At 66.3% G+C, this 17,017-nt stretch carries 17 protein-coding genes; 11 read left to right on the top strand and 6 right to left on the bottom strand.

Going from position 1 to position 17,017, the window contains the following annotated elements; genetic code table 11:
* Positions 1–40: 40 nt before the first annotated feature.
* The gene (gene dnaG / locus QFZ83_RS18840) at positions 41–2,032 is read right to left on the bottom strand and encodes a DNA primase (protein ID WP_307508969.1); all 1,992 of its coding nucleotides are present in this window, start codon (positions 2,030–2,032) and stop codon (positions 41–43) included.
* Between the two features lie 86 nt (positions 2,033–2,118).
* Between dnaG and QFZ83_RS18835 the strand changes: the two genes are divergently transcribed.
* The gene (locus QFZ83_RS18835; protein ID WP_306877608.1) at positions 2,119–3,072 is read left to right on the top strand and encodes a YihY/virulence factor BrkB family protein; all 954 of its coding nucleotides are present in this window, start codon (positions 2,119–2,121) and stop codon (positions 3,070–3,072) included.
* Here the strand turns inward: QFZ83_RS18835 and QFZ83_RS18830 are convergent.
* On the bottom strand, positions 3,020–3,778 hold the full coding sequence (locus tag QFZ83_RS18830) for a 3-hydroxyacyl-CoA dehydrogenase (RefSeq protein WP_307508968.1): 759 nt from the start codon (positions 3,776–3,778) through the stop codon (positions 3,020–3,022). The genes QFZ83_RS18835 and QFZ83_RS18830 overlap by 53 nt on opposite strands.
* A gap of 236 nt (positions 3,779–4,014) precedes the next feature.
* Positions 4,015–4,566, bottom strand: coding sequence for a phasin family protein (locus QFZ83_RS18825; RefSeq protein WP_013540389.1), 552 nt, complete (start codon positions 4,564–4,566; stop codon positions 4,015–4,017).
* 178 nt (positions 4,567–4,744) lie between these two features.
* Here QFZ83_RS18825 and QFZ83_RS18820 point away from each other — a divergent pair, with 178 nt between their 5' ends.
* Positions 4,745–5,671, top strand: a complete 927-nt coding sequence (locus QFZ83_RS18820; protein ID WP_373457507.1) for a histone deacetylase — start codon at positions 4,745–4,747, stop codon at positions 5,669–5,671.
* Positions 5,668–6,117: a thioesterase family protein gene (locus QFZ83_RS18815; RefSeq protein ID WP_013540391.1), complete on the top strand. Its 450-nt coding sequence runs from the start codon at positions 5,668–5,670 to the stop codon at positions 6,115–6,117. Before QFZ83_RS18820 ends, QFZ83_RS18815 begins: the two co-directional genes overlap by 4 nt.
* A 72-nt stretch (positions 6,118–6,189) precedes the next feature.
* Here the strand turns inward: QFZ83_RS18815 and QFZ83_RS18810 are convergent, their stop codons facing one another.
* Together QFZ83_RS18810 and QFZ83_RS18805 are read right to left on the bottom strand one after the other, a co-directional pair.
* Positions 6,190–6,597, bottom strand: coding sequence for a hypothetical protein (locus tag QFZ83_RS18810; RefSeq protein ID WP_307508965.1), 408 nt, complete (start codon positions 6,595–6,597; stop codon positions 6,190–6,192).
* Positions 6,598–6,653: 56 nt separating this feature from the next.
* Complete coding sequence (locus QFZ83_RS18805; RefSeq protein ID WP_124961423.1) at positions 6,654–6,887, bottom strand: CsbD family protein; 234 nt, start codon at positions 6,885–6,887, stop codon at positions 6,654–6,656.
* Positions 6,888–7,069: 182 nt separating this feature from the next.
* Between QFZ83_RS18805 and pncB the strand changes: the two genes are divergently transcribed.
* From pncB to QFZ83_RS18765, 8 genes are all read left to right on the top strand, one after another.
* Entirely contained in the window at positions 7,070–8,290 is a 1,221-nt protein-coding gene (pncB, locus tag QFZ83_RS18800) for a nicotinate phosphoribosyltransferase (RefSeq protein ID WP_307508963.1), read from the top strand.
* 47 nt (positions 8,291–8,337) lie between these two features.
* Entirely contained in the window at positions 8,338–9,750 is a 1,413-nt protein-coding gene (locus QFZ83_RS18795; protein ID WP_307508959.1) for a sodium:proton antiporter, read from the top strand.
* A gap of 11 nt (positions 9,751–9,761) precedes the next feature.
* Entirely contained in the window at positions 9,762–10,748 is a 987-nt protein-coding gene (locus tag QFZ83_RS18790; RefSeq protein ID WP_307508957.1) for a D-glycerate dehydrogenase, read from the top strand.
* 30 nt (positions 10,749–10,778) lie between these two features.
* A complete protein-coding gene (locus tag QFZ83_RS18785) occupies positions 10,779–12,149 on the top strand; it encodes a DNA recombination protein RmuC (protein WP_307512759.1) in 1,371 nt (456 codons plus the stop codon).
* On the top strand, positions 12,146–13,309 hold the full coding sequence (locus QFZ83_RS18780; RefSeq protein ID WP_307508955.1) for an MFS transporter: 1,164 nt from the start codon (positions 12,146–12,148) through the stop codon (positions 13,307–13,309). Before QFZ83_RS18785 ends, QFZ83_RS18780 begins: the two co-directional genes overlap by 4 nt.
* A gap of 108 nt (positions 13,310–13,417) precedes the next feature.
* Complete coding sequence (locus QFZ83_RS18775; protein WP_307508953.1) at positions 13,418–14,947, top strand: DHA2 family efflux MFS transporter permease subunit; 1,530 nt, start codon at positions 13,418–13,420, stop codon at positions 14,945–14,947.
* A gap of 14 nt (positions 14,948–14,961) precedes the next feature.
* Positions 14,962–15,249: a hypothetical protein gene (locus QFZ83_RS18770; RefSeq protein ID WP_307508952.1), complete on the top strand. Its 288-nt coding sequence runs from the start codon at positions 14,962–14,964 to the stop codon at positions 15,247–15,249.
* A complete protein-coding gene (locus tag QFZ83_RS18765; RefSeq protein ID WP_307508949.1) occupies positions 15,236–15,916 on the top strand; it encodes a TetR/AcrR family transcriptional regulator in 681 nt (226 codons plus the stop codon). Before QFZ83_RS18770 ends, QFZ83_RS18765 begins: the two co-directional genes overlap by 14 nt.
* 117 nt (positions 15,917–16,033) lie before the next feature.
* On the opposite strand, the gene QFZ83_RS18760 is transcribed toward QFZ83_RS18765, so the two are convergent.
* Positions 16,034–16,897: a TIGR00730 family Rossman fold protein gene (locus QFZ83_RS18760; RefSeq protein ID WP_307508946.1), complete on the bottom strand. Its 864-nt coding sequence runs from the start codon at positions 16,895–16,897 to the stop codon at positions 16,034–16,036.
* Between the last annotated feature and the right edge of the window lie 120 nt (positions 16,898–17,017).

Genomic DNA, 17,017 nt, shown 5'->3' with positions numbered 1-17,017 from the left:
CCAGTTGCGAAGCCCTACATTATAGCGTATTGCACAAATTTCAAGCAGTTTCTGAACCGCGCGGACTCAGGCGGTTGCGTAATTCCAACCGCCGAGCTTCGAGCGCCTTGTAGCGCTCCAGCGCTTTCGGGTCTTTCCCGACCGCAGCGATCGCTTCGCTCTGCTGAGCCTTGAGGCGGTCGTCCAGCATGAAATCGAGCACGCTGGAAAGCTCCTTGGCCGCGTCGGCCAAATGCTGTTCCTCTTCGCCCTCGGGCACCGGCGCCGCATCGGCGACGCTCATGAGCCGCTCGGCCAGCGCCTCGAAATCCAGCCCTCGCATGCCTTCGCGGAGCGCCGCCCAGGGTTGCACACCGTGCTCGTGCAACTGGCTGTCGAGCCAGGTGAAGAGCGCCCCATGCAAGCCGGGCAGGTCGCACAGCATGAGATGCAACTCGTGCGAGAGCGCGTCCCACTGCGCCATGTTCGACAGCAGCAGCCGCACCGCCACGTCGGGCCGGCTTGGCGGCTTGCCGCGTCCGCGCAGTGGCTCGATGGGTTCTTCGAACTTGCCACCCCAGCGCTTACCCTTGACGAATTTGCGCGGTTTGCTATCGCTTTCGTAGCGCGGCGCCTCGTATTCCATGGGCGGCGGCATGTCCGGGTAGCCGCCGTCGTCGTCTGCCGATTCGCTATGGCGCGGTGCGGGCGGGGCCGCCACCTTGCGCGGGCCGGGCGTGGAGGCCCACAGGTCCGAAAGTGCTGCCGCGTCGAGCTGCACCAGCGTGGCGATCTCGCTCAGCAACTGCCGCTTGAGCGCGCCGTCCGGCATCGCACTCCAGAGCGGGCGCACGTTGCTGGTCATGTGAGCCCGGCCTTCGGCGGTGGTCAAGTCGCAGCCTTCGCGGGCGGCTTCGAGCATGAAGCGCGACAGCGGCGTGGCCTCGGCCACGAAGCGGGCGAAAGCCTCGGCGCCGTGTTCGCGGATGAAGCTGTCGGGATCGTGCTCGGCAGGCAGGAACAAGAACTTGATGCTGCGCACGTCGGTGGCATAGGGCAGGGCGCCGTCGAGCGCCTTGCGCGCGGCGCGGCGGCCGGCGGCGTCGCCGTCGAAGCTGAAAACCACCGATTCGGTGAAACGGAAGAGCTTCTGCACATGCTCGGTCGTGCAGGCGGTGCCGAGCGTGGCCACTGCGTTCGGAAAGCCGAGTTGCGCGAGGGCGACCACGTCCATGTAGCCCTCGGTGACCAGCGCGTAGCCGCGGTCGCGGAAGGCGGCGCGCGCCTCGTAGAGGCCGTAGAGCTCGCGGCCCTTGCTGAACACGGGCGTTTCGGGCGAGTTCAGGTACTTGGGTTTTTCGTCGCCGAGCACCCGCCCGCCGAAACCGATGCATTCGCCCTTGACGTTGCGGATCGGGAACATCACGCGGTCGCGGAAGCGGTCGTAGCGCTTGGCCTCGCTGGCCTCGAGTTGGCCGTCTTCGGTGTTCACGATCACGAGGCCGCTCTCGGCGAGCAGCGGATCGTCGTAGTCGGGGAACACGCTGGCCAGCGCCCGCCAGCCCGCGGGCGCATAGCCGATGCCGAACTGCTTGGCCACTTCGCCGGAGACGCCCCGGCCCTTGAGGTACTCGATGGCACCGGGCGCCTGCCGCAGCGACTTGCGGTACGACTCGCCGGCTTTTTCGAGCACGTCGGTCAGCGTGGCCTGCTTCTGGCGCTGGCTGGCGGCGCGGGCGCGCTCGGCGGGGGAGGCGTCGTCTTCGGGCACCTGCAGGCCGTATTGGCCGGCGAGATCGTGCACCGCCTCGACGAAGCCCATGCCCGCGTGCTCCATGAGAAAGCCGATGGCGTTGCCGTGCACCCCGCAGCCGAAGCAGTGATAGAACTGCTTGGTCGGGCTGACGGAAAAAGAGGGGGATTTCTCGCCGTGAAAGGGGCACAGCCCCATGAAATTGGCGCCGGCCTTCTTGAGCGGCACATAGCGGCCGACGATCTCGACCACATCGGCGCGCGCGATGAGTTCCTGGATAAATGAAGCGGGGATGGTCATGTAGGCGAAGAGCGGCAAATCATACGCAAGCGGCCGGCCTCCTGTGGGTGGGCGGCATACTGAACGCGATCCGGATTCCCATACGCATGACGACGCCCAACCCATTGCAACACGTCGCACCGCTGCTGCGCCACCCGCTCCGATTCTTCTGGGACGCCCTGAAGGCCTTCCGCGCCAACCAGGGGTTGCTGCTCGCGGGGGCGGTGGCGTATTACGCGCTGCTGTCCATCGTGCCGCTCCTGATCGTGAGCGTGATCGCGATGTCGCACGTGATCGAGCAGGCGGAACTGCTGCGCACCATCGGCCGGTATCTCGAGTGGCTGCTGCCGGGGCAATCGAAGGCGATCGTGACGGAGCTGTCGAGCTTTCTCGACCACCGCGACGTGATGGGCCCGGTGCTGCTGGTGACCATGATCTTCTTCAGCTCGCTCGCCTTCAGCATCCTCGAAAGCGCGATGGCGGTGATCTTTCACCACCGCAAGGCCGACCACAAGCGCCACTTCCTGGTCTCGGTGGCCATGCCATATATCTACATCCTGTGCCTCTGCGTGGGGCTGCTCCTGGTCACGCTGGTGTCGGGCGCGCTGCAACTGGTGGGGCAGGAGAGCGTGGATCTGTTCGGGCGCGAATGGTCGCTCTCCGGCGTGTCGGGGCTGCTGTTGTACCTGCTGGGACTGGGCGGCGAGATCTTCATGCTGACCTCGCTCTACCTCGTGATGCCGGCCGGCCGCATGTCGCTGCGCCATGCGCTGCTGGGCGGCGTGACCGCCGCGCTGCTCTGGGAGGCGACGCGGCGAGTGCTGATCTGGTACTTCTCGACCTTGTCGCAGGTCAATGTGGTCTACGGCTCGCTCACCACGGCGATCGTGGTGCTGCTGAGCCTGGAGATCGCCGCCACGCTCGTACTGCTGGGCGCCCAGGTGATCGCCCAGTACGAGCGGCTGGACCGCACCGGCAGCACGGCCGTGCCGCCTGCGGTGCCCGGTGTCAGCGTGGAGGGAGTCGAATTGCTCCGTCCAGACGAATCACCTCGCCGTTGAGCATGTCGTTCTCGATGATGTGCTTGGCGAGCTTGGCGTAGTCCTCGGGCGTACCGAGGCGCGACGGAAACGGCACGCTGGCGGCCAGCGCGTCCTGCACTTCCTGCGGCATGCCGAAGAGCATGGGCGTGCCGAAGATGCCGGGGGCGATGGTCATGTTGCGGATGCCGTTGCGCGCAAGGTCGCGGGCGATCGGTAGCGTCATGCCGACCACGCCGCCCTTCGAGGCGCTGTAGGCGGCCTGGCCGATCTGGCCGTCGTAGGCGGCGACCGAGGCGGTCGAGATCAGCACGCCGCGTTCGCCGGTGGCTTCGGGATCGTTCTTGCTCATCGCGTCGGCCGCGAGGCGGATCATGTTGAAGCTGCCGATCAGGTTGACCGTGACGGTCTTGCTGAAGACGGCCAGGGCGTGCGGGCCGTTCTTGCCGACGGTCTTCTCGGCCGGCGCGATGCCCGCGCAGTTGACCAGGCCGACCAGCTTGCCGAGCTTCGTGGCGGCCGCAACGGCGGCTTGGCCATCAGCTTCTTGGCTCACGTCGCATTTGACGAAAACCCCGCCGATGTCCTTGGCGACGGCTTCGCCCTTGTCAGCCTGCATGTCGGCGATCACCACCTTGCCGCCGTTCGCGGCCAGCATGCGCGCCGCACCTTCGCCGAGGCCCGAAGCGCCACCGGTCACGATAAAAACCTTGCCGTCGATCTGCATGAAGAGTCTCCTGAATTAAGGCATGCATTATCGAAGACACCCGAACGGCGAGAAACACCGCGGAACCGGCTTTGCCGGGCCGCTGATGTTGCCCCCGGTAGGGGGAGGGAGGAGCGAGACGAAGTGCGCGAAGCCTGGGGGCGAGCAACAAAGCTCCAAAAAAAAGGCCTCATCCGAAGATGAGGCCCTGAATTGGATCCGTGAGGACCCAAGGAGACAACTGGTGTGGCTGGTGCTTAGCGCTTGCGCGAAGCGGTGGCCGTCTTGGCGGCGGCGACGGCTTGCGTCGACACGGCGTTGAAGTTGGCTTCGGCGACGTCGGAGGCTTGCTTGACAGCCTTCTGGACCGATTCGAATGCGTTGTTGGCGGCAGCCACGGCGCTCTTCAGGACGGCAACGGCGGTTTCCGAACCGGCGGGTGCGTTCTTGGAAGCGCTGTCGACCAGGCCGACGAAGGCTTGCTGGGCTTCAGAGGCCTTGGCTTCGAAAGCCTTGGAGAATTCTGCGCCGGTGCCTTGAGCGATGTCGTACAGGTGACGGCTGTAGGCAGCGGTCTTTTCGGCCAGGGGCTGGAACAGGCTGGCTTGCAGCGTCAGCAGTTCTTGCGCGTCCTTGACGTTCAGGGCGGCTTGGGCGGTGCCGGCGGCTTCGGCCAGGGCAGCCTTCGAAGCGGTCACGTTCAGTTCGACGAGCTTCTCGACGCCTTCGAAAGCCTTGGTGGTCAGGCCGAACAGGGTTTCGAGGTTTGCTTTTTGGGCGGCGAGGATTTGGTCAGCGGTCAGGGCCATTTGGGATCTCCAGAAGGGATGGTGGTCGATTCACGTTGCGCTGCGCCTCGTCGTCTTTGTTGCGGTGCAGCATGGCCTCAAGTATAGGCAGCTGAGTTCTGCGATCAAGGGGTTTTTGCTGCTGTGCAGCAATCTAGAGGTCGCTTTCTAAATCGGCCCGCATCGCAGAATGCCGGACATGCGCGCCTTCTATTCCGGCCAGTTCGTTTTGCCCCTGCCGCCGGGGCATCGCTTCCCCATGTCGCGCTACGCCTTGCTGCGCGACCGCCTCGAGGAGCACCTGCCCGCCGTCGAGATGGACCAGGCTCCGCGCGCCAGCGACGGCGAGCTGGCGCTGGCCCACACCCCCCAGTGGATCGCCGCCATCAACGACGACAGCGTGAGCCCGCAGGCGATGCGCGAGATCGGCTTTCCCTGGAGCGAGGCGATGGTCGAGCGCTCGCGCCGCTCCACAGGCGCCACCATCGCCGCCTGCCGGGCCGCATTCGCCGGCGGCATCGCGGCAAACATGGCAGGCGGCACGCACCACGCCTATGCCGACAAGGGTGGCGGCTTCTGCGTCTTCAACGACGCGGCCGTCGCGGCCCGGCTGATGCAGGCGGAGCACGGCCGCACCGGCCGGCAACTGAAGGTCGCGGTGATCGACCTGGACGTTCACCAGGGCAACGGCACCGCCAGCATCTTCCGCAATGACCCGAGCGTCTTCACGCTCTCGATGCACGGCCAGAAGAACTTTCCCTTCCGCAAGGAGGCCAGCGACCTGGACGTCGAACTGCCCGATGGCTGCGGCGACGCCGACTACCTCACTGCCCTGGAGCACGCTCTGGACGAACTCGACCGCCGCTTCTCTCCCGGACTCGTCATCTATCTCGCCGGCGCCGACCCCTTCGAGCGCGACCGCCTCGGGCGCCTGAAACTCAGCTTCGACGGCCTGGAGGCACGAGACCGTCGGGTCTTCGATTGGACCTGGCAGCGCCGCATTCCCGTGGCCTTCGCCATGGCCGGCGGCTACGCCAGCGATATCGCCGAGACCGTGCAGGTGCAACTGGGCACCTTCCGAGTGGCCTTCGACTACTGGCGCCGCTGGCAAAATGCCGCGCGATGAGCTCCTCCTCCGCCGCCAAACCCACGCCGAATTCCCGCAGCAGCTACCGCGCGTTCCGCAGCATCCCGACGCGCTGGGCCGACAACGACATGTACGGCCACGTCAACAACGTCGTCTACTACAGCTGGTTCGACACGGCGGTGAATGCCCTCCTCATCGAGCGCGGTGCGCTCGACATCCACCACGGCCAGACCATCGGCTTCGTGGTGGAGACTCAATGCAACTACTTCGCGCCGATCGCGTTCCCCCAGACGGTGGAGGCGGGCATCCGCGTCGCGCAGGCCGGGCGGTCGAGCGTGCGCTACGAGATCGCGCTGTTCGCCGAGGGCGCGGACACCGCCGCCGCGCAGGGCCACTTCGTTCATGTGTACGTCGACCGGGCCACACAGCGGCCGATGCCGTTGCCCGAAGCCCTGCAACGCGTGGTCGATGCGCTGAAAGCCTGACCGCCGCACCATGAAAAACGGCGCCCGATGGCGCCGTCGTCTTTTGTCATGCGGCCTTCTGGCCGCGAAGGCTTACATCGCCTTCTTCATGGCCTTGATGTCGGCCTTGCCCTTTTCCTCGTCCGCCTTGGCCTGCTTCACGCAAGCCGACTTGGCGTCGCCGCTCTGGTCGTCGCACTTTTCCTTCGCGACTTCGTAGGTGGCCTTCACCTTCTCTTCGGCCACCTTGCGTGCGTTGCTGTCGCTCGGCTTGTATTGCTGTTCCAGTTCGGCCTTCGCGACGTCTTCCTTGCCCTTGGCTTCCTTCTGGCAGACGTCCTTGGCGTTGTCCTTCATCGTGTCGCACTGCGCCTTGGCGACCTTGTAGTCGGCCTCGATCTTTTCCTTCGCGACCTTGTGTTCGTCACCGGTCATCGCGCTGGCTTGCGTGGCGCCGAAGCAGGTGGAAGCGAGGGCGAGCATGAGCAGGTGTTTTTTCATTGGAGTTTTCCTTCGAGGTTGTTGAAATCGTTTGTGTTTGTGGGTGGGTGTGCCGGTCAGTACTTTTCGTACCAGAGGGCATCGGGGGTGCGGCCATCGCGCGACTCCCAGTCCTTCACCTGTTTCTCGGCTTCATCGCGGCTGATGCCGTGGCGTTCCTGGATGCGGCCGAGCAACTGGTCGCGCTTGCCGGCGATGACGTCGAAGTCGTCGTCGGTGAGCTTGCCCCATTGCTCCTTGACCTTGCCCTTGAGCTGCTTCCAGTTGCCTTCGATGGTGTCCTTGTTCATTGCGAATCTCCTTTGAGAGGTTGATTCGGCGGGCTGTGTCGCCGCCGTGAAATCAATGTCTCGTGGTCCATTCACCCTGACGGTAGGACGTGCTGTGCAGGCCGAGTAGGCAGAGGCCGACGCTGCCCGTGATAATCGAACGGACGCCGAAAAGTTTGAGACACCGCGCACCGACGACGACCATGATCATTCACAGCCTGCTCGACACCGACCTCTACAAGTTCACGATGATGCAGGTCGTTCTGCATCACTTCCCCGGCGCCCGGGTCGAGTACCGCTTCAAATGCCGCAACCCCGGGGTCGACCTGGCGCAGTTCGCGGGCCAGATCCGCGACGAGGTGCGAAGCCTCTGTTCGCTGCAGTTCCGCGACGCCGAGCTCGCCTACCTGCGGTCCATGCGCTTCATCAAGAGCGACTTCGTCGACTTCCTCGGGCTCTTCAGGCTCAACGAGAAGTACATCAACATCATTCCCCAGCCCTCGGGCGAGCTCGAGATCCGTATCCAGGGGCCGTGGCTGCACACCATCCTGTTCGAGATCCCGGTGCTGGCCATCGTCAACGAGGTCTACTTCCGCAACACGCAGAAGAAACCCGACATCGACGAGGGCCGCCGCCGGCTCGAGACCAAGATCACCCAGCTGCAGGACGCGGGCCTCGCAGACCTCAAGATCGCCGACTACGGCACGCGCCGCCGCTTCTCGAAGGACTGGCATGAAGAGGTGCTGCGCACCCTGAACTCGCGCCTGGGCGCCGTCACGCCGCCGCCGATGCAGGCCAAGCCCGGCGCGCGCCTGCCGCAACTCGCGGGCACCAGCAACGTGCTCTATGCGATGAAGCTCGGCCTGATCCCGCTGGGCACCATGGCACACGAATACCTGCAGGCCTGCCAGGCCCTCGGCCCGCGGCTGCGCGACAGCCAGATCTTCGGTTTCGAGAGCTGGGCGCGCGAATACCGCGGCGATCTGGGCATCGCGCTGTCCGACGTGTACGGCATGAGCGCGTTCCTTCGCGACTTCGACCTGTACTTCTGCAAGCTCTTCGACGGCGCCCGCCACGACAGTGGCGACCCCTTCCAGTGGGGCGAGCGCATGCTGGCGCACTACGTGGCGAACCGGGTCGATCCGCTCACCAAGACGCTCATCTTCAGCGACGGCCTCACGGTGCCGCGCACCATCGAGCTCTACCAGCAGTTCCGTGGCCGCTGCCAGTTGGCCTTCGGCATCGGCACCAACCTCACCAACGACCTGGGCTACGAGCCGCTGCAGATCGTCATCAAGATGATCAACTGCAACGGCCAACCGGTGGCCAAGCTGTCGGACACGCCGTCCAAGAACATGTGCGAGGACGAAAAATACCTGGCCTATCTGCGCCAGGTTTTCGAGATCGAGCAGCCGGCCGCCTGACCTCGGCCCGGCTTGGCCCGACCCCGGTCTGGTACGGTACGGCACCCATGAAAAAGACACTCCGACTGACCGCAGCCGCAGCGCTGCCCATGCTCTTTCCGGCCCTGGCCCGCGCCGCTGATTTCGACGGTGCCGCGCTCTCGCCGCTGTGGGGCGTGCCGTTCGCCGGGATCCTGCTGTCGATCGCGTTGCTGCCGCTGCTCGCACCTTCTTTCTGGCATCACCACTACGGCAAGATTTCCGCCGCCTGGGCACTGGCTTTCCTGCTGCCTTTTGCCGCCACTTATGGCGCGGGGCTGGCTGGCACGCAACTCGTGCATGCGCTGGTGGCCGAGTACATCCCTTTCATCATCCTGCTGACGGCGCTTTTCACCGTGGCGGGCGGCATCCACATCCGGGGCAACCTGCACGGGGCGCCGGGGCTCAATACGGCGATCCTCGCTATCGGCGCGGTGCTCGCGAGCTTCATGGGAACCACCGGCGCATCGATGCTGCTGATCCGTCCGCTGATCCGCGCCAACGACAACCGGGTGCACCGGGCGCACGTGGTCATCTTCTTCATCTTCATCGTCTCGAATGCGGGCGGTTCGCTCACGCCGCTGGGCGATCCGCCCTTGTTCCTCGGCTTCCTGAAGGGGGTGAGCTTCTTCTGGACGATGCAGAACATCCTGCCCGACACGCTCTTCATCGTCGGCGTGCTGCTGGCGCTCTTCTATGCCATCGACCGCCATTACTACCGCAAGGAAGGCGTGCTGCCGGTTGACCCGACGCCCGACACGCCGCGCCTGGGCTTCGACGGCGCCGCCAACTTCTGGCTGCTCGGCGGCGTGGTCGCGTTGGTGTTGCTCAGCGGCTTCTGGAAATCGCCGATCAGCTTCGACGTGTTCGGCACCCCGGTCGGGCTGCCGGGGCTTGTGCGCGATGTCGGACTGTTGCTGATCGCCCTCGTGTCCTTCAAGCTCACCTCGCCGAAGGTGCACGCCGACAACCAGTTCGAATGGGGCCCGATGGCCGAGGTGGCCAAGCTCTTCGCGGGGATCTTCCTCACGATCATCCCGGTGATCGCGATGCTCAAGGCCGGCACGCAAGGGCCGTTCGGCGCCGTCGTTTCGGCCGTGACGCGCCCCGACGGCCAGCCCGATCCCGCGATGTACTTCTGGGCCACCGGCGTGCTGAGCTCCTTCCTGGACAACGCGCCGACGTACCTCGTGTTCTTCAACACCGCCGGCGGCGACCCGGCGGCGCTCATGACCACCTACGCGAGCACGCTGGCCGCCATCTCGGCCGGCGCCGTCTTCATGGGCGCCAACACCTACATCGGCAACGCGCCCAACCTCATGGTCAAGGCCATCGCCGAGAGCCGCGGCGTGCCCATGCCGAGCTTCTTCGGCTACATGGCTTGGTCCGTGGCCATCCTGATTCCGCTGTTCGTCATCACCACCTTCCTCTTCTTTCGCTGAGTGAATACACCATGAGCAAGCCCAAGATCCTGGTCGCCCGCGCGATCTTTCCCGAGACCATCGAGCGCCTGTCGCAACATTTCGAGGTCGAATCGAACCAGTCCGACGAGAGCTGGAGCAAAGAGCAGCTGATTGCGAAGCTCAAGGGCAAACAGGGCGCCTTCACCACCGGCAGCGAACGCATCGATGCCGCCGTGCTCGACGCGAATCCCGACCTGAAGATCTGCGCCAACATGGCTGTCGGCTACAACAACTTCGACGTCGATGCGATGGCCGCGCACGGTGTGCTCGGCACCAACGCACCCGACGTGCTGACCGAAACCACAGCCGACTTCGGCTTCGCGCTGCTCATGGCGACCGCGCGCCGCATCACCGAGAGCGAGCATTTCCTGCGCGCCGGCAAGTGGGAGAAGTGGAGCTACGACATGTTCGCGGGCTCCGACATCCACGGCGCCACGCTCGGCATCATCGGCATGGGCCGCATCGGGCAGGGCATCGCCAAGCGCGGCGCGCATGGCTTCGGCATGAAGGTGATCTATCACAACCGTTCGCGCCTCGATGCGACGCTCGAAGCCGACTGCAAGGCCAGCTACGTGAGCAAGGAAGAGCTGCTCAAGACCGCCGACCACGTCGTGCTGGTCGTGCCTTATTCGCCCGCTTCGCACCACACCATCGGCGCCGCCGAGATCGCGCTGATGAAGCCGACCGCCACGCTTGTGAACATCGCGCGCGGCGGCATCGTCGACGACGCGGCACTGGCCGTGGCGCTGCGCGAGAAGCGCATCGCGGCGGCGGGCCTGGATGTGTTCGAGGGCGAGCCGAAGGTTCATCCCGACCTGCTGACCGTGCCGAACGTGGTGCTCACGCCGCATATCGCGAGCGCCACGGTGCCCACACGGCGCGCCATGGCCGACCTCGCGGCCGACAACCTCATCGCGTACTTCAGTGGCAAGGGGCCGCTGACGCCGGTCACGCCCGTTCCAGCGGCCACGAAGTAACTAACCGACACGCAGCGACTCTCCTTGGAACTGACTGAGTTGATTCTTCTCGCGCTGGCTGCGCTTGCCGTCGTGCAGCTCGTGCTGGTGATCTGGCTGCTTGCGCGCCGGCAGCCCAGGCCGGACCACAGCGAAATGCTCGGCGTGCTGGCTGCAATGGGAGCGGCCAACGAGCGCACAGAGCGCGAGCTGCGCCGCGAGATCGGCGAGAACTCGCGCGGTACGCGGCAGGAAACCGCGCAGGCCTTCGCGACCTTCCAGCAGTCGCTGGTGCAGCAGGGCGCCGAGGCCACGCGCACGCAGAACGCGCAACTCGACGCCTTCTCGCTGCAGCTCGCCTCGCTGCAGAAGACGCTGGTCGACACGCTCAACACCCAGCTGCAGGGCCTGAGCGAGTCGAACGCGCGGCGCCTCGCTGAAGTGCGCACGACGATGGAAACGCAGCTCGCGCAGCTCCAGCAGAGCAACACCGCCAAGCTCGACGAGATGCGCAAGACGGTCGATGAAAAGCTTCAGAGCACGCTCGAGGCGCGCCTGGGCGAGAGCTTCAAGCAGGTGGCCGACCGGCTCGAGCAGGTGCACAAGGGCTTGGGTGAAATGCAGACGCTGGCCGTCGGTGTCGGCAGCCTCCAGCGCGTGCTGACCAACGTGAAGACGCGCGGCGTGTTCGGCGAGGTGCAGCTCGAAGCGCTGCTCGAGCAGGTGCTCACGCCGGAGCAGTACGCCAAGCAGATCGAGACCAAGCCGCGCAGCGGCCAGCGCGTCGATTTCGCGATCCGCTTCCCGGGCCGCGGCGACGACGGCGCGCCGGTGTGGCTGCCCATCGATGCCAAGTTTCCGCGCGACGACTACGAGCGCCTTATCGACGCGCACGAGCGCGCCGACGCGCCCGCCGCCGAACTCGCAGCCAAGGCGCTCGAAGCGCGCATCCGCCTGGAGGCACGTTCGATCGCCGAGAACTACCTCGCCGCGCCGCACACCACCGATTTCGCGATTCTTTTCCTGCCGGTCGAGAGCCTCTACGCCGAGGTGCTGCGCCGCCCCGGGCTGATGGACGCCATCCAGCGCCAGCACCGCGTGACGCTGGCCGGCCCGACCACCTTGCTCGCGATGCTCAACAGCCTGCACATGGGCTTTCGCACGCTCGCGCTGGAGCAGCAGGCCTCCGAGGTCTGGAAGGTGCTGGGCGCGGTCAAGACCGAGTTCGAGCGCTACGGCGAATGGGTCGCGCGCATCAAGGAGCAGGTGGCCAAGGCCTCCGACACGCTCGACAAGGCCGACACGCGCGCCAAGCAGATGCGCCTGGCGCTGCGCAAGGTCGAGGCGCTGCCGGAGGCAGAGGCGCAGGTGCTGCTGCCGCCGACCGCCAACACCGATTCCGAGGGCGACGACACCCCGTGAAAGGCTCCGAACTGCTGCGTGTCATCGGCGCCCAGGTCTGCCTGCACGCCACGATGGCCGGCATGCGCCTGGCCACACCGCTGCTGGCGCTGCAACAGGGCTACAGCGCAGCGGCAGTCGGCGTACTGATCGCGCTGTTCGCGCTGACCCAGGTGTTCCTGGCCCTGCCAGCAGGGCGCTTCGCCGACCGGCACGGATTCAAGCGGCCGCTCTGGTTTTCGGTGATCGCGGCAGCGGGTGGTGCGGGGCTCGTGCTGGTCTTTCCGACCTTTCCGGCCATGTGCGTCGCGGCGCTGCTGACCGGCGGCGCCACCGGCGCGACCGTCATCGCCTTGCAGCGGCACGTGGGGCGTTCCGCCACCAACGCGACGCAGCTCAAGCGGGTGTTCAGTTGGCTGGCCATCGCGCCTGCGGTGGCCAACTTCGTAGGGCCTTTCCTCGCCGGCATGCTGATCGATCATGCGGGTCGCGCGCCAGCGGACATGCTGGCGTTCCGCGTCTGTTTCGCGGTCATGGCTTTCCTGCCGGTCCTGTGCTGGCTGCTTGCGCGCGGCGCGCACGAGCCGCCGCGTGCCGCGCCGACACCCGGTGCCGCCCCGACACGCGCCTGGGACCTGCTGCGTGAGCCGATGTTCCGTCGCCTGCTGTTCGTGAACTGGCTGCAGTCGTCGAGCTGGGACGTGCACGCCTTCGTGCTGCCCGTGCTGGGGCACGACCGCGGCATCAGCGCCTCGGTGATCGGGTCGATCCTCGGTGCCTTCGCCATCGCGGCGGCGGCGATCCGTGTGGTGCTGCCGCTCATCGCCTCGCGCGCCTCGGAGCGCAGCGTGATCCTGAGCTCCACCATCGTCACGGCGGCGATTTTCGCGGTCTACCCGCTGCTCGACTCGGCCTTGACCATGGGCATGTGCTCGGTGATCCTCGGTTTCGCGCTCGGCGCGGTGCAGCCGATGGTCATGAGCATGCTGCACCAGATCACCCCGCACGCGCGGCACGGCGAGGCGCTGGGGCTGCGGCTGATGACCATCAATGCGTCGAGCGTGGCGATGCCGATGCTGTTCGGCTCGCTCGGGGCGCTGATCGGGATCGCGGGTGTGTTCTGGGTCGTGGGCGGCGTACTAGCGCTGGGAGCGCGAGCGACCTGGGGTTTGAAGCTCTAGCGGCAGGTGCGAAATCCACGTTCCAAATAAGATCAATTCTCATCTGAATTGACATTTAACTGACTCATGGTCAGTATCGGCGCCTTCTTCAACGACTTGAAGGCGTCCATGGACTCCCCGAATCCTGCCCCGACCGATCCGCGCCGCCGCATCGCGCTCGTGGCGGCGGTGTACCTCGGCAGCTTCATCGCCACGCTCGACGTGAGCATCGTCAATGTCGCGCTGCCCACGCTGCAGCGCGCGTTGTCCACCGATCTCGCCGGGCTGCAGTGGGTGATCGACATCTATGCGCTGTGCCTCTCGGCCTTCATCCTCTCGGCCGGGCCGGTCGGCGACCGCTACGGCCGCAAGCGCGCCTGGCTCGCCGGTGTGATCGTGTTCACGCTGGGCTCGGCGATGTGCGCGATGGCCGGCGACCTCTTCATGCTGCTCGCCGGACGGGCGGTGCAGGGCGTCGCCGGCGCGCTGATGATTCCCGGCGCGCTCTCGCTGCTGGCGCACGCGTTCCCCGAACCGGCCAGCCGCGCGCGGGTGATCGGCGGCTGGTCGTCGTTCACGGCGCTGTCGCTGATCCTCGGGCCGATGCTGGGCGGGGTGCTGGTGGATCACGCGGGCTGGCAGAGCATCTTCCTCATCAACCTGCCGATCGGCGTGCTGACCGCGGGGCTCGGGCTCTGGGGCATTCGCGAGAGTTCGCACCCCGAGCATGCGGCGCTCGATCCGCTCGGGCAGGTGCTCAGCGTGCTGTGGCTCGGCGCGCTGACCTATGGACTGATCGCGGCCGGCGAATACGGCTGGGGCTCCAGTCGCGCCGCGACCGCGCTGGTGGCGGCAACCATCGGCCTCGCGCTGTTCCTGATGGTGGAAGCACGCGTGGCGCGGCCGCTGCTGCCGCTCGCGCTGTTCCGCGATGCGCGCTTCTCGGCCACCAACTTCGCCTCGTTCGTGCTTGGCTTCTCGTCGTACGCGAGCCTGTTTTTCTTCTCGCTTTTGCTGCAGCAGGTGCAGGGCTGGTCGCCCAGCGAGACCGGCTGGCGGCTCGTGCCGCAGTTCGTCGCAACCGGACTCATCGCCTCGCAGTTCGGCCGGCTGGCGCGGCGCTACGACGTGCACACGCTCATGGTCGCGGGCTACGCGCTCATCGGCGGTTCGATGCTGCTGCTGACTCTGTTCTCGGCCGACACGCCCTATGTGCTGCTGGCGCTCCTGTTCGTGTTCCTCGGCGCAGGCACGGGTCTGGCGGTGCCGTCCACGAGCATGGCGGTAATGGCGTCCGTGCCCGCGCAGCGCTCGGGCATGGCGTCGGCCACGATGAACGCGCTGCGCCAGGCCGGCATGCTGATCGGCATCGCGCTGCTCGGTACGCTGATGAGCACGCGGGCGACCACGCTGCTGGCCACCGCGCTCGAACAGGCCGGGCTGCGTGATGCGCAACAGGCTGCGGTGGCGGCCGTTTTGCGGCACGACCTTGGCGCACTGGCTTCGCTCGATGCGGACACGGCGCAGACGCTGCTGGCCGGCGCACTCGCCGGCGGGTTCCACGCGGCCATGGCCTGCGCCGGAGTGGCGGGCTTGCTGGCTGCGGGATTGCTGGTGCGCGTCAGGCCACGCGCTGCCGCGTTGCCTGTTCGGGCTTGAGGCTACACAACGCCATGCCCGCTGCCCTTGTGCCCGTGCGCTTGCGCACGCGAATTCGATCGGCACCTGATCACCTTCTTCCAGTGGCCCCTGCGCGCGCGCTGCCCGCCGAGCAATACGAGAAAATCCGCAAGTTGACAATCGAGAAACGCTCCGGCCTCCCGCTCGCCGTCTTCGCCGCCACCGACAACGCGTTCACAGGTCTCGGCGAGCAGGCGCCTGTGCCACGCGTTCCGCAGCTCGACACGGTCATCGACACCGCGCCCCCTCCGTTCACCGAGATTTGCAATGACACGAAGTGACCCGATCGCCGATTCCGTCCCTGCAGGCGAGGCCGAAGTCGCGCCGCGACGGCGCACCAAGGCGCCCGAGATCCGCGCCGTCGCGCTGATGGATGCCGCCGAGCGCCTCTTCATCGAGAAGGGCATCGCCGCCACCAGCATCGACGACATCGCGGCCGGCGCGCAGGTGGCCAAGGGCACGTTCTACCTTTACTTTCCGTCGAAGGAAGCCATGCTCGGCGCGCTGCAGCAGCGCTTTGTCGATACCTTCTGCGAGCGTCTGCAGAACGCCATGGACCGCCATCGCCCAGGCAACCACCATGCGCGCCTGAAGGCCTGGGTGGAGACGGGCCTGGAAACCTACCTCGACAACGTCGCCCTGCACGACGTGGTGTTCCATGAATACCGGCCCGAAGACCGGCGCATGCGCAACGACAACGCGGTCATCACGCAGCTCGTCGGCTTGCTCAAGGAGGGCGATGCCGCGGGGGTGTGGGAAGTGGAGGACGCGACGCTCACGGCCGTGATCCTCTTCAATGCGCTGCACGGCGTGGCCGACGATGCTGTGGCCATGGGGCCGGCCGGCGACCCTGCTGCTAGCCTTGCCGACCGCCGCCGCCGCGCCCGCGCGCTCACGCGCTTCTTCGAGCAGGCGCTGCACCCGGACGTCGTTGATCCCGACATCTGAAGGAGTTGACCGTGTTCCTTTGTGCAACACCGAGGAACCGGCTTTGCCGGGCCTCTGGTGTTGCCCCCGGTAGGGGGGTGGCGAAGCGACACGAAGTGCGCGCAGCCTGGGGGCGGGCTACAGCTTGTAGAAGCGCTTGATGTAGTCCCACGCGTCTTCGGGCGCGTCGACGTATTCGAAGAGCTTCACATCGCCCGGCGAGATCACGCCCTCATCGACCAGGAAGTCGAAGTCGATCATCCGCTTCCAGTAGTCCGAGCCGAACAGCACGATCGGCACCGGCTTGGACTTCTTGGTCTGCACCAGCGTGATGACTTCGAACAGCTCGTCCAGCGTGCCGAAGCCGCCCGGGAACGCCACCAGCGCCTTCGCACGCATCATGAAATGCATCTTGCGGATCGCGAAGTAGTGGAACTTGAAGCTCAGCGCCGGCGTGACGTAGGGGTTGGCTTCTTCTTCCATCGGCAGCGCGATCGCGAGGCCCACCGAGATGCCGCCGCCTTCGTGCGCGCCGCGGTTGGCCGCCTGCATGATGCCGGGGCCGCCGCCGGTGCAGACGAAGAGCTTGTCCTGCGGCTCCTTGCCGTTGCTGTACTGCGCGACCAGCTTGCCGAAGGTGCGCGCCTTCTCGTAGTAGTGCGAGCTGCGTGCGAGGCGGCGCCAGCGCTCGGCGGCCACCGCGTCGCCGGCGGCATCGGCCTGGGCGATCAGCGCGGCGGCGTCTTCCTCGCTGCGAAAGCGGGCGCTGCCGAAAACCACCACCGTGTTCTCGATGCCATGGGCGCGCTGCTCGAGGTCGGGCTTCATCAGCTCCAGCTGCATGCGGATGCCGCGGGTTTCGCGGCGCAGCAGGAACTCGGGATCCGCGAAGGCGATGCGCGAGGGATCGGGATCGAGCGGAAGGCCTTTTTCGGAATGGGACTGGAGCGTGGCCCAGGCATCGGCGAGGCGTTTGTCGTGAAGATCGTGCGTGTTGTTCATGAAGGACTCGGACAGAAGGACCTGATGGATTGTGCAGTGTTGCAACCGCCGTGCCCGACCAACGAAAAAGGCCCCTTGCGGAGCCTTTTTCAGAGAGACGGTGACGGGCCGGAAGGCCGG

Source organism: Variovorax sp. W1I1, assembly GCF_030815625.1.
GTDB classification, from domain to species: Bacteria; Pseudomonadota; Gammaproteobacteria; order Burkholderiales; family Burkholderiaceae_C; genus Variovorax; species Variovorax paradoxus_C.
Note: the sequence above shows the minus strand (reverse complement) of the source record. Positions and strands in the feature narration are given on the sequence as shown.